The sequence below is a fragment of the Pseudomonas yamanorum genome, from assembly GCF_900105735.1.
Classification (GTDB): domain Bacteria; phylum Pseudomonadota; class Gammaproteobacteria; order Pseudomonadales; family Pseudomonadaceae; genus Aquipseudomonas; species Aquipseudomonas yamanorum.
Map to the genome: position 1 here is coordinate 3820096 of NZ_LT629793.1, position 12947 is coordinate 3833042.

Consider the following 12947-nt stretch of genomic DNA (forward strand, 5'->3'; position numbering starts at 1 on the left):
GATGAGAGGGTGGTGTGCTGAGTGCCGAGCTGAAGGCGTTTTACATGGTCGCCCGCCTGGGCAGTATTACCCAGGCGGCGAAAAAGCTCGGGCTGAGCCAGCCCACGGTGACCACTCAGATTCGTCACCTGGAAAGCCAGTATTCGGTGGAGCTGTTCTACCGAGGCGGGCGCCGCCTGACCGTCAGCGACGAAGGCGCGCGGCTGTTGCCGATGGTCAAGGCGCTGCTGCAGCAGGAAGCGGACATCGAGTTTTTCCTGCGCAACAGTGGCCAGGTACAAGGGGCCTTGAGGATTGCCGCGACGGCACCTTATTACATCCTCGACCTGGTCAAAACCTTCCGCGAGCGGCTGCCGCAGGTCGAGGTCTCGGTGGAGATCGGCAATTCCCAACAGGTGCTGGAAGCGCTGGATGACTACCGCGTCGACGTTGCCGCCTCGTCCCAACTGCTTGAAGACCCACGCCTGATCCGCCGGGTGCTGGGCATGGACCCGCTGGTGTTGGCGGTGCATCGCAATCATCCGCTGGCGGTGCTTGAACATGTACCGCTGACCGCGCTGGCTGGGCATACCTTGCTGATGCGCGAGCCGGGGTCGACCACCCGTCGATTGACCGAGGAGATGTTGCAGGGCGCCGGCGTGAGTTACGGGCCGCTGCTGGAGATTGGCAGTCGGGAATCGATCCGTGAGGCAGTGCTGCGCAATATCGGCATCAGCATCATTGCCCGCCAGGAAGTGCCCCACGACCCGCAATTGCGCGTGCTGACCATCGAAAATGCGCCGCAGATTCCCGAGTATTTGTACTGCCTCAAAGAGCGAAAGGGCGCCCGATTGCCGGCAGCTTTCCTGGGGTTGGCCCAGGAAATGTCCCCTCTCTGATCTTTCCCACGCTCTGCGTGGGAATGCCGGCCTGGACGCTCCGCGTCCGCTCTTAAGGTCGTGACGCGGAGCGTCACAAGATGTATTCCCACGCAGAGCGTAGGAACAATCTGTTGGCCCTACCCAAATCCACCAATACCACTATCGCCACGTTTTGCCTTTCTGCCACAAGAGGGACGCATTGCCTGCCTAGGATGACCTTCATCAGTTTGATGAGGTGCCTCCATGAACACAGCCATGACCAACCCCGGCGCGCCAATGAAGGTGCGCGGTGTGCAGAAACGCTTCGGCGCCTTTACCGCGCTGGATAACGTGTCCCTGGATGTCGCCGCCGGCGAACTGGTGTGCCTGCTGGGCCCGTCGGGCTGCGGCAAGACCACCTTGCTGCGCTGCATCGCCGGCCTGGAACGCCAGGACAGCGGCGAGTTGTACCTCGGCGACCGCGACGTTTCCCTACTTGCACCCCAGGCACGGGACTACGGCATTCTGTTCCAGTCCTACGCGCTGTTTCCCAATCTCACCGTCGAAGCGAACATCGGCTACGGCCTCACCGGCAGTGGCCGCGATGAAGTGCGCAAGCGCGTCGGGCAGATGCTGGAACTCGTAGGCCTGGTGGGCAGCGAAAAGAAATTCCCCGGTCAACTCTCCGGCGGCCAACAGCAGCGCGTTGCCCTGGCCCGCGCCCTGGCGCCGGCGCCGTCCTTGTTGTTGCTGGACGAACCCATGTCGGCCCTCGACGCCCGGGTTCGCGAGCATCTGTGCACCGAGCTGCGCCAACTGCAACGCCGCCTGGGCATTACCACCCTGATGGTCACCCACAACCAGGACGAGGCCATGCTGATGGCCGACCGCATCGCTGTGATGAACAACGGCAAGGTCGAGCAGTACGCCACGCCCCAGGAAATCTACGACCGCCCGGCCACACCGTTCGTGGCCGAGTTCGTCGGCCAGGGCAACTGGCTGCCGTTCAGCCGCAACAGCGCCAGCCACGCCCAGGTCGGCGGGATGAATATGCGCCTGGCGGAAAACTCCGGTGCCGCAAAATCGGGCCGTCTGTTCTGCCGCCCGGAAGCCATCAGCGTCAACCCGCCGGTGCATGAAGAAAACCTGTTCCCGGCCAAGGTCCGCGAGATCACCTTCCTCGGCAACCGCTGCCGCATGAGCTTTGAGCTGGACCAACTGCCCGGACATCCGCTGCTGGCCGAACTGGCCCCGGAAGCCATGCCGCGCCTCGGCGCCCAGGACATTTGGGTCGCGCTGCCCCCGCGCAGCCTGCAGGTGTTTGCCTGAGATGGCCCGCGATATGACTCTGCCGATACCCGATAACGTGGCTCGTCAGGTTTCCCGTGCCGAAGTCGGCGACCGTATTTTTGTGGTCGGCGGCAAGCTGCTCTGGCTGTGTTTGCTGGGCGTCGCGGTACTGCTGCCGCTGCTGGCCATCTTCTGGCGCGGCTTCAGCAGTGAAGCCGGGCAGGGCGGTGGCCTGGTGGCGGCGCGGGAACTGGTCACCAGCGACAACTTCCACTGGTTGCTGGGTAACAGCCTGAAGGTTTCCGGCAGCGTGGCGGCCATCGTCGTACCGTTGGCCTACCTGTTTGCCTACGCCCTGCAACGCACGTTGATTCCGGGCAAGGCGATCTGGCGTGGCATGTCGCTGCTGCCGTTGATGGCACCGTCGATGCTGCCCGGGATTGCGCTGGTCTACCTGTTCGGTAACCAGGGTATGCTGCGCGGGCTGCTGTCGGACAACATCTATGGCTTCTGGGGCATCGTCCTCGGCGAAGTGATCTACACCTTTCCCCATGCCTTGATGATCCTGTTGTCGGCGCTTTCCCTGGCGGATGCACGCTTGTTCGACGCCGCATCGAGCATGGGCGCGAGTCCCGCCCGGGCGTTTCGCAGCATCACCTGGCCGGCGACCCGCCAGGCCGTGTTTGCCGCGTTTTGCCTGGTGTTCACCCTGACCATCACTGACTTCGGCGTGCCCGTGGTAGTCGGTGGCGACTATCAAGTACTGGCCCTGGAAGCCTACAAAGCCGTGGTCGGGCAGCAACAATTCGGCCGCGGTGCCTTGATCGGCATGGTCCTGCTGCTGCCGGCGCTGTTCAGCTTCGGTGTCGACGCCTGGCTGCGCCGCCGTCATGGCGACTCCATGAGCGGCCGCGCCCAGGTGTTCCAGCCGGCGCCGTCGAAACTGCGGGATGGCTGCTACCTGGCCATCGTCCTGCTGATCTGCGCGATCCTGTTGCTGGTGTTCGGCATGGCGGTCTACTCGTCGCTGGTGAAGTTCTGGCCCTACAACCTGTCGCTGTCCCTGGCCCACTACCAGTTCGAGGACACGGCCGGCGGCGGTTGGCTGGCCTACCGCAACAGCATCACCATGGCCCTGTGCACCGCGTTGATCGGCAGCGTGCTGATCTTTACCGGCGCCTACCTGATGGAAAAGACCAAGGGCCAGAAGGGCCTGAACCTGGCGCTGCGCATGCTCAGCTTCGTGCCGATGGCGGTGCCAGGGTTGGTGCTGGGCCTGGGCTACGTGTTCTTTTTCAACCTCAACGGCAACCCGCTGCATGTGCTCTACGGCACCATGACGCTGCTGGTGGTGTGCACCATTGCTCACTATTTGACCACCGCACAAATGACCGCCACCACGGCCCTGCGTCAGTTGGACGCCGAGTTCGAAGCCGCCGCATTGTCCCTCAAGGCGCCGCTGTACCGGCATTACCTGCGGGTCACCGTGCCGATCTGCTTGCCGGCGCTGCTGGACATCGTGCGCTACCTGTTCGTCTCGGCGATGACCACCGTCTCCGCCGCGATCTTCCTCTACAGCCCCGACACCATCCTCGCGGCAGTTGCCGTGCTGAACATGGACGACGCCGGCAACGTCGGCGGCGCGGCGGCCATGTCGACCCTGATTCTGTTCACCTCGGCGGGCGTGTCCTTGCTGCTGGCGTGGGCCTCACGCGGCTTGTTGCGCCGCTCCCAGGCCTGGCGCCAAACCGCGCCCGGTCAATAAATCATCCATAAAGGAACTGCACCATGTTCAAGCCCCTGGCGTTAGCCGCTGCTGTGCTCACTGCGTTCAGCCTGAATGCCTTTGCCGCCAAGACCGAGTTGACCGTGTACACGGCCCTCGAAGCCGAGCAATTGAAGACTTACAAACAAGCCTTCGAAAAGGCTAACCCGGACATCGATATCAAATGGGTGCGCGACTCCACCGGCATCATCACCGCCAAGCTGCTGGCCGAAAAAGCCCGCCCGCAGGCTGACGTGGTCTGGGGCCTGGCGGCTTCCAGCCTGGCGATCCTCGACCAGCAGGGCATGCTGCAAAACTACGCACCCAAGGACCTGGGCAAGATCGGCGCGAACTACCGCGACGCCGCCAACCCACCGGCCTGGGTCGGCATGGACGTGTGGGCTGCGACCATCTGCTTCAACACCGTCGAAGCCGAAAAGCAGGGCCTGAGCAAGCCGGTGAGCTGGCAAGACCTGACCAAGCCTGAGTACAAAGGCAAGATCGTGATGCCCAATCCGGCCTCGTCCGGCACCGGCTTCCTGGATGTCAGCGCCTGGCTGCAGACCTTCGGCGAGAAGCAGGGCTGGCAGTACATGGACGATCTGCACCAGAACATCGGCCAGTATGTTCACTCCGGCTCCAAGCCGTGCAAGCTGGCGGCGTCAGGTGAGTTTCCGATCGGTATCTCGTTTGAATACCCGGCCGTTCAACTGAAGCGCCAGGGTGCACCGCTGGACATCATCCTGCCGAAAGAAGGCCTGGGCTGGGACATCGAAGCGACTGCCGTGATCAAAGGCACTGCCCACGCGGACGCGGCACAGAAACTCGCCGACTTCTCCGCAAGCCCTGCGGCGATGGAGCTGTACAAGGAAAACTTCGCGGTACTGGCCCAGCCGGGTATTGCCAAGCCGCAGACCGAATTGCCGGCTGACTATGAGCAGCGGCTGATCAAGAACGACTTTGCCTGGGCGTCGAAAAATCGCGACAGCATCCTGACCGAATGGCGCAAGCGCTATGACGGCAAGTCGGAAAAACAATAACCACCGATCGCTCCCACGCTCTGCGTGGGAACGCGGCTCTGGACGCTCTGCGTCCGCTTTTGTAGTCGTGACGCGGAGCGTCACAGGATGCATTCCCACACGGAGCGTGGGAACGAGAGGTCTTCATGACACAACTGCTGATCATCGGCGCCGGCATCCTCGGCCTTTCCCACGCCTACGCGGCCGCCAAACGCGGCCTCAAGGTCAAGGTCTTCGAGCGCAGCGCCACTCCATTGGGTGCTTCCGTACGCAACTTCGGCCAGGCACTGGTCACCGGCCAGCCGCCCGGGCCGATGCTCGACCTGGCGCGGGAAAGCCGCGAAATCTGGGGCCAGTGGGCACAGCTCGCCGGTATCCAGCTCAAACGCAACGGCTCCTATCTGTTCGCCCGCACCGAAGCCGAAGAGCACTTGCTTGAAGCCTTCTACGCCGGTCGCGCCCTGGAGCACGGTTATCGCGTCGAGTTGCTGCAAGGCGCGGCCCTGCACGGTCTGTACGGTGGCCAGTTCGCTCATCACCGTGCCGCGCTTCACGGCCTGGACGATCAACAACTGTATTCCCGCGAAGCCATCCCGGCGCTGATCAACTACCTGAGCCGCGAATTGAACGTGGAGTTTCATTTCTCCACCCTGGTGCGCGACATCGAACCCGGCCAGGTGCACACCACCGCTGGCACCTTTCGCGGTGAGCAGATCATTGTCTGCTCCGGTCACGACTACCAGACGCTGCTGGCCGAGCAGATCGCCGAACTCCACCCGCAAATCTGCCGCCTGCAAATGCTGCGCGCCCGGCCTGCGGTGGCGTTGAACCTGCAACACGCACTGCTGACAGGTCTCAGCTGCGTCCACTACGGCGCCTTCGCCGATTTGCCGGAAGCCGCGCCGGTGCAGGCCGAAATCCTGCGGGATGTACCGCATCTGCACGAAAATGGCATTCACCTGCTGATCAGCCCAACGCCTTACGGTGAACTGATCATCGGTGATTCCCACCATTACGGCAGCGATCCATCACCGTTCAATGCCGAACAAGTGGACACCTGGATGATCGAACTGGCCGAACACACCTTGGGCTGCAAGATCCAGGTCGTGGAACGCTGGCAGGGTGTCTATGGTTCCCGTGGCCCAGGGCCGTTTTCGTTCCTGCGGGCGGCGCCGGGGGTGAGTGCGGCGTTGATGCACACCGGCGTCGGTATGAGCGTCGGGCCGGCGATGGCCGAGCGCAATATCACTGAGCTGTGGGGGAGTGCGTGATGAATACTGAACAGGCAATCGCCGAAGTCTTCGGCCTGTACGAACAGCACGGTACGGCCGACTACATTGGCGAACCGGTCTCGCAGATTGAGCACATGTCCCAGGCCGCGCAACTGGCCATGGCCGAAGGCTTCGATGATGAAGTGGTGCTGGCGGCGTTCTTCCACGATATCGGGCATATCTGCGGCCAAGGTGGCGAGAACATGGGCGGCTATGGCGTGGTCAGCCATGAGCGGCTGGGGGCCGACTATCTGCGCCAGGCGGGCTTCAGCGAGCGCATGGCAAAACTGGTGGAATACCACGTGCAGGCCAAGCGTTACCTGACCTTCAGCCAGCCGGATTACTACGCGCGCTTGAGCGAAGCCAGCCGTCGTACCTTGGGTTACCAGGGCGGCGTGATGACTGCCGAGGAGGCACGGGCGTTTGAGCAGGACCCGCTGTGCGCCGTCAGCCTGCGCATGCGTCACTGGGATGAACAGGCCAAGGAAATGCATGTGCCGGTGCTGGACCTTGAAGTGCTGAAGTCCAAGGCCCGGCAGTTGTTGGCGGCTTAGGTTTCGTCCAGGCGCTGGGCCAGGGCTTCGATTTGTTCCTGGCGTTCGGCCTGGCTCAACCTGGGGTGCGGGTTGAGGGACGACCACTGCGGATGGGCGCGGGCCTTGTTCAGGGCTTCCGGCAGCTTGCCTTCGCGCCAGGTCTTGTCCTGGGGCGTGTCGACCTTGATGCTGTGGATCGCCGCATGCCCGCGCAGGTTAAGGGCCTTGAGCAGTTGCCGCTGGCGCAGGGCCAACAGGCGCAGCACGCTGTCGTCGACGGTCAGCTCGCGTTGGCCCTTGATCTTGCCCAGCAGGCGGCTGCCGTAACTGCGAGCCGTTTGCAGGGCGCCACCGGCGATGGCCCCGGCGAGCGCGGCGGCGCCGAGGGTCAGGCCGCCTACGAGTAGATCCACACCCGCACCGGCGGCCGCGCCGGCTGCGATACCGCCACCGACCCGTACGCCCAGTTGCTTGAGGGTTTCGGGGTTGAACAGGTCATCGCCCCAACGCCCGTCCAGCAGCGGTAAATCGCTGGCGGCGGCGTCTTGCGGGCGGAAGCCGAATAGCTTGAGCAAGGCTTCCACGCAACGCTGTTCGCGCTGGCGCACGGCTTTGCGCAGTTCGCTGATGGCTTGCTGTTCTACCTCGGCTTCGCTGACCACGCTGCGGCGGCAGGCGGCGCAGTCGACCAGCAGTTCGGCGATCAGCCGCGCAGCACTTTGCTGGCGAGCCTGGCGCTGGGCTTCCTGATCGAGGATCAGCCGCTCCAGTTGCCCACGGGAATTTTCCAGCAGCAGGGCGAGGCTTTCATAGAGGCGGCGCTCGCCGTCTTCGGGTGGTGCGACGCTGTCGAAACGTACCAGCGCGTGCAGGCCGAGGCGGGCGAGGGCTTCGCGCCAGTCCGGCTCGCGGTGGTCGGCGCTGCTGACAAAATTGAGCACCGGCAGCAGCGGCTTGCCACAGCTGGCCAGCACTTGCAGCTCATCGCGGTACTTGGCCAGCACCGGCTCTCGGGCATCTATCACATACAGACCGGCATCCGAGGCCAGCAGTTGGCGCAGCACCTTGGCTTCCTGTTCGAAGCGTTGCCGGGCCTCGCTGCCTTCCAGAAAACGCGCCAGCCGTGCCGGGCCGTCGAGGCGTTCGCCGGGGCGGTCCAGGCGCTCGAGGTAATCGAGCAGGGCGATGGCATCTTCCAGTCCGGGCGTGTCGTACAGCTCCAGCAAGGCTTCGCCGTCTACCGACAGCCGAGCACCTTCGACATGCCGGGTGGTGCTGGGCCGATGGGAGACTTCTCCGAAGCCGACGTCTCGCGTGAGGGTGCGCAGCAACGAGGTCTTGCCGACGTTGGTGTGGCCGACCACGGCGAGTTTCAGGGGCTTAGTCATGACCGGTCTCCAGCCAAGTGAGCGGCGCGCAATCAGCGAACGGGATCTGCAACTGCTGCAACGCTGTATGCCAGTCACCCAAGCGTTCCGCGTCCAGCGCCTGACCCGCCGGCGCTTGCAGCAGCCAGACGCGGGTGGCGGTGGCGCTGCGGGCCAGTTCGGCAATCAGCGCGAGGCTGCCACGATCCGGCGAGCGCCGTGGGTCGCAGGCGATGGCCAGGCGTGCGGGCGGGAAGCGGGTGAGTTGCTCCAGCAGCTTGTTGCGGGATTCACGGCTGTCGAGGATGCCGGCGTCCTTGACGCTGGCCGGGAGCTTCGGAGGCCAGGTGCGTTGGTCATCGAGTTCAATGGCCACCAGCAGAGCGCCGTCGCTTTCCAGTTCGCTGACGCCGCCGGTCACGTGGTGCAACTGTTCGGGCGCCGCATCGTTGACCCCAAGCCGTTCGCTGCTGGGCATCAGCCGCTCACGCAGTTGGCTGTAGCCGGGCAGGTTAAGGTCGAGGCACAGGGCGGCGCGCCCGCGTTTCCAGCGCCACAGGCACATCAACGCGAGGATCAGCCGCGGCAGGATGCCGTACACCAGCAGCACGCCCACCAGCCATGCAGCCCAGGACTGGCGGGCGCTTTCGATATTCAGGGCGGCATCGCCGCTGGCGCGGATCATCTCGACGGTGGGCACATTGAAGCCCAGCAAGGCGGGCAGGGCGCCGAGGGTTTGGGTCACGGCGACAAAGGTATCGGCCCGCAGGATGGTGGTCTCCCACACAAAGCCATAGCGCCGGGTGGCCAAGAGCGTCAGCAGGATCACCAGGGCGCTGAGCAGGGCCAGCAGCCACAAGCTGTTGACCAGCACACCGACGGCCCAGCGATTGAGTTTGCGCCGTTGCAGCAACAGCAGCAGGGCGGGCGCCAGTTGCGCGGCCTTGGCGTCGCGGGCGAGTTTTTCGCTGAGCCATAACCACAGGCGGCCGAGGCTCGCGCCGTGTTCACCGGCAAACAACAGGCCCAGGGCCCAGCTCAACAGCAGGATCAGGTTCAAACCCAGCAGGCTGCCCAGGGCCCAGAACACATTGACCGGCGCCAGCCCGTTGCCCAGCGCGGCAAAGGCCAGGCCGGCACCGCTGATGATGGCAACCACCGCCAGCAGGATCAGCGCCAGGCGCGCGCCCTGCAGCCAGCGGGTCAGGGCGGCGGTCAGGCCATCGCGTTCAGCCAGCCACAGCGCGCGGTTTTGAATGCGCGTCGGCAAGTCACCGCCGGTGCTGCGGGCCAGGCGATTGGCTTCCTGGTCTTCTAGGGCGCCCGCGTGTTCCTCCCGCAGGCGCACGGTTTCGGTCAGCCAGAGTGTTTGCAGGGGATTCAGAGCTGTCACGCGCCGTCCTGTTGAGCCAGTGAGTTTGGAGCATAACCGCTGGAACGCCGGTTGGGGTATGCCGCGCGCGCCTCTGGTATTCTCGTCGCCATGAAAAAAACTCTCCCTTTAAGCCTGATCGCAGCCCTCGGTGAAAACCGTGTGATCGGCGTCGACAACAGCATGCCCTGGCATTTGCCGGGGGATTTCAAATATTTCAAGGCCACCACCTTGGGCAAGCCGATCATCATGGGGCGCAAGACCTGGGATTCCCTGGGGCGACCCTTGCCGGGCCGGTTGAACATTGTGGTCAGCCGTCAGACCGACTTGGCGCTGGAAGGTGCGGAAGTTTTTCCGTCCCTGGACGCAGCAGTAGAGCGGGCTGAGCAATGGGCCAAGGCGCAGGGCGTGGATGAGCTGATGCTGATCGGCGGCGCGCAGTTGTATGCCCAGGGGCTGGAGCAGGCGGACCGCCTGTATTTGACGCGGGTGGCATTGAGCCCGGACGGCGATGCGTGGTTTCCCGAGTTTGATTTGAACCAGTGGAAGCTGGTGTCGAATGTCGAGAATGCGGCAGAGGGTGACAAGCCGGCGTATAACTTCGAAGTCTGGGAAAAAGCCTAAGAGCATCGCAGGCAAGCCAGCTCCCACAGTTGACCGAGTATTACTGAAAAAACCGGTTCAATGTGGGAGCTGGCTTGCCTGCGATAGCGGTCTGTCAGGCCTGCGCCAGTTCCGCATGCTCATCCGCATTCAACAGCTCTTTATCCGTCTGCTGCATGATCTGGCTGGTAATCGCCCCGGCCGTCATCGAACCGTTCACGTTCAACGCCGTACGGCCCATGTCGATCAGCGGCTCAACCGAAATCAGCAGCGCCACCAGTGACACCGGCAAGCCCATCGCCGGTAGCACGATCAGCGCGGCAAATGTCGCACCGCCGCCCACGCCCGCCACACCGGCCGAACTCAAGGTCACAATCGCCACCAGTGTTGCGATCCACAGCGGGTCCAGTGGGTTGATGCCCACTGTCGGTGCAACCATCACCGCCAGCATCGCCGGGTAAAGACCCGCGCAACCGTTCTGGCCAATCGTCGCGCCAAACGAGGCGGCAAAGCCGGCGATGGACTGCGGAATCCCCAGGCGACGGGTCTGCGCTTCAATGCTCAGCGGGATGCTGGCGGCGCTGGAGCGGCTGGTGAAGGCAAACGTCAGCACCGGCCAGACCTTGCGGAAGAACCGCAGCGGGTTGATCCCGGCCAGGGACAGCAGCAGGCCATGCACCACAAACATCAGGCCCAGGGCCAGGTACGACACCACCACAAAACTGCCGAGCTTGATGATGTCTTGCAGGTTGGAGCTGGCGACCACTTTGGTCATCAGGGCCAATACGCCGTACGGGGTCAGTTTCATCACCAGGCGCACCAGGCGCATCACCCAGGCTTGCAGGGTGTCGATGGCGTTGAGGACTTTCTGGCCCTTTTCCACGTCATCCTTGAGCAATTGCAGCGCGGCAACCCCAAGGAATGCAGCGAAGATCACCACGCTGATAATCGACGTCGGCTTGGCCCGAGCCAGGTCGGCGAACGGGTTCTGCGGGATGAACGACAGCAGCAGTTGCGGGATATTCAGGTCGGCGACCTTGCCCGCGTAGTCACTCTGGATCACTTGCAGGCGTGCCATTTCCTGGGTGCCGGCCACCAGGCCTTCGGCAGTGAGCCCGAACAGGTTAGTCAGGCCGATACCGATCAGCGCCGCGATCGCCGTGGTGAACAGCAGCGTGCCGATGGTCAGGAAGCTGATCTTGCCCAGGGACGAGGCGTTATGCAGGCGGGCCACGGCGCTGAGGATCGAGGCAAACACCAGCGGGATCACGATCATTTGCAGCAACTGCACGTAACCGTTGCCGACCAGGTCGAACCAGCCGATCGAGGCCTTGAGCACCGGGTTGCCGGCACCGTAGATCGCGTGCAGCACCACACCGAAGATCACGCCGAGGACCAACGCAAACAACACCTTCTTGGCGAGGCTCCAGTTGGTTCGGCGGGTTTGTGCCAGGCCCAGCAACAGGACCACGAACACCAGTAAGTTGAGAATCAGGGGCAGATTCATTGAAGCTCCGTTGAGAAGGCAGCCAATCGCAGGAGCCTGCGATTGCGAACCGGCAAGCCTAACAGCTTGAAATATATTGATTTAATAACGTTATCGCATGGTGACTGTCGTTTTTGGAATAAGCGGATGGCGCCCAGGCGTATGGCATTGGCGCGATCACGACGAAAGCGGTCGCGCTCGGGCGATAACTGTCACACAGATTTGTTAGCGTCGATGTCTTTCACTCAGGGAGAAAACGCACATGAAGCTAGCGCCGAAACTGTTTGCCGCCGCGCTGTGCCTGGGCCTCGCGAGCCAGGCCTTTGCCGCCACCGAGTTGAAACACTGGCCGGCGGCTGCCGCCAAGCAACTGGACACGATGATTGCCGCCAATGCCAACAAGGGCAACTTCGCGGTGTTCGATATGGACAACACCAGTTACCGCTACGACCTTGAAGAGTCGTTGCTGCCGTACCTGGAAAACAAGGGCCTGATCACCCGCGATACCATGGACCCTTCCCTGAAGCTGATCCCGTTCAAAGACACCGCTGACCACAAGGAAAGCCTGTTCAGTTACTACTACCGCCTCTGCGAAGTCGACGACATGGTCTGCTACCCGTGGGTCGCGCAGATTTTCTCCGGCTTCACCCTCAAGGAACTCAAGGGCTACGTCGACGAGATGATGGCGTCGGGCAAGCCGGTGCCGGTCACCTACTACGAAGGTGACGTGGTCAAGAATATGGAAGTGCAGCCGCCGAAAGTCTTCACCGGCCAGGCTGAGCTGTTCAACAAGCTGATGGAAAACGGCATTGAGGTCTACGTGATGACCGCCGCGTCCGAGGAACTGGTACGCATGGTCGCGGCCGATCCGAAGTACGGCTACAACGTCAAACCCGAGAACGTCATCGGCGTGAGCACCTTGCTCAAGGACCGCAAGACCGGCGAGCTGACCACTGCCCGCAAACAGATCGCCGCCGGCAAGTATGACGAGAAGGCCAACCTTGGCCTGGAACTGACCCCGTACCTGTGGACCCCTGCCACTTGGATGGCCGGCAAGCACGCGGCGATCCTGACCTACATCGATGAGTGGAAAAAACCGGTGATCGTCGGTGGCGACACGCCAACCAGTGACGGCTACATGCTGTTTCATGACGTGGACGTGGCCAAGGGCGGCATCCACCTGTGGGTCAACCGTAAAGACAAATACATGACCCAGCTCAACGGCATGATGGCCAAGCACGCAGCGGCCCAGGCCAAGGAAGGGTTGCCGGTGACGGCGGATAAAAACTGGGTGATCGTCAAGCCGGACGAGATTCAGTAAACCCGCGATCAGTGTGGGAGCTGGCTTGCCTGCGATGGCGGTGTGTCTGTCGGCAGATGTATCAACTGACAGATTGCT

11 protein-coding genes are annotated in these 12947 nt (G+C 63.0%); 8 read left to right on the plus strand and 3 right to left on the minus strand.

Annotated elements, in window-relative coordinates; genetic code table 11:
- Positions 1-14: 14 nt before the first annotated feature.
- The 6 genes from BLU46_RS17945 (at position 15) to BLU46_RS17970 (ending at position 6738) form a co-directional block, all read left to right on the plus strand.
- Positions 15-878 carry a LysR family transcriptional regulator gene (locus BLU46_RS17945; RefSeq protein ID WP_008438952.1) on the plus strand — a complete coding sequence of 288 codons (864 nt, stop codon included), beginning with the start codon at positions 15-17 and terminating at the stop codon, positions 876-878.
- A 225-nt stretch (positions 879-1103) separates the two neighbouring features.
- A complete protein-coding gene (locus BLU46_RS17950; protein ID WP_063026458.1) occupies positions 1104-2168 on the plus strand; it encodes a putative 2-aminoethylphosphonate ABC transporter ATP-binding protein in 1065 nt (354 codons plus the stop codon).
- A 1-nt stretch (position 2169) separates the two neighbouring features.
- Entirely contained in the window at positions 2170-3894 is a 1725-nt protein-coding gene (locus BLU46_RS17955) for a putative 2-aminoethylphosphonate ABC transporter permease subunit (protein WP_063026460.1), read from the plus strand.
- 23 nt (positions 3895-3917) lie between these two features.
- Positions 3918-4934, plus strand: a complete 1017-nt coding sequence (locus BLU46_RS17960; RefSeq protein ID WP_017476554.1) for a putative 2-aminoethylphosphonate ABC transporter substrate-binding protein — start codon at positions 3918-3920, stop codon at positions 4932-4934.
- Positions 4935-5059: 125 nt separating this feature from the next.
- On the plus strand, positions 5060-6184 hold the full coding sequence (locus BLU46_RS17965; protein WP_093203978.1) for a TIGR03364 family FAD-dependent oxidoreductase: 1125 nt from the start codon (positions 5060-5062) through the stop codon (positions 6182-6184).
- Positions 6184-6738 carry a phosphonate degradation HD-domain oxygenase gene (locus tag BLU46_RS17970; protein ID WP_093203983.1) on the plus strand — a complete coding sequence of 185 codons (555 nt, stop codon included), beginning with the start codon at positions 6184-6186 and terminating at the stop codon, positions 6736-6738. Before BLU46_RS17965 ends, BLU46_RS17970 begins: the two co-directional genes overlap by 1 nt.
- Here BLU46_RS17970 and BLU46_RS17975 read toward each other — a convergent pair.
- A complete protein-coding gene (locus BLU46_RS17975; protein WP_093203988.1) occupies positions 6735-8108 on the minus strand; it encodes a DUF3482 domain-containing protein in 1374 nt (457 codons plus the stop codon). The two genes, BLU46_RS17970 and BLU46_RS17975, sit on opposite strands and share 4 nt — an antisense overlap.
- On the minus strand, positions 8101-9480 hold the full coding sequence (locus BLU46_RS17980) for a DUF2868 domain-containing protein (RefSeq protein WP_093203993.1): 1380 nt from the start codon (positions 9478-9480) through the stop codon (positions 8101-8103). Before BLU46_RS17980 ends, BLU46_RS17975 begins: the two co-directional genes overlap by 8 nt.
- Positions 9481-9570: 90 nt before the next feature.
- Between BLU46_RS17980 and BLU46_RS17985 the strand changes: the two genes are divergently transcribed.
- Positions 9571-10083, plus strand: coding sequence for a dihydrofolate reductase (locus tag BLU46_RS17985; RefSeq protein ID WP_093210167.1), 513 nt, complete (start codon positions 9571-9573; stop codon positions 10081-10083).
- A 94-nt stretch (positions 10084-10177) separates the two neighbouring features.
- Here BLU46_RS17985 and BLU46_RS17990 read toward each other — a convergent pair whose 3' ends face one another.
- On the minus strand, positions 10178-11569 hold the full coding sequence (locus tag BLU46_RS17990; protein ID WP_093203997.1) for an L-cystine transporter: 1392 nt from the start codon (positions 11567-11569) through the stop codon (positions 10178-10180).
- Positions 11570-11810: 241 nt separating this feature from the next.
- On the opposite strand from BLU46_RS17990, the gene BLU46_RS17995 reads away from it, so the two are divergent.
- Positions 11811-12869 carry an HAD family hydrolase gene (locus BLU46_RS17995; protein WP_093204002.1) on the plus strand — a complete coding sequence of 353 codons (1059 nt, stop codon included), beginning with the start codon at positions 11811-11813 and terminating at the stop codon, positions 12867-12869.
- Positions 12870-12947 lie beyond the last annotated feature (78 nt).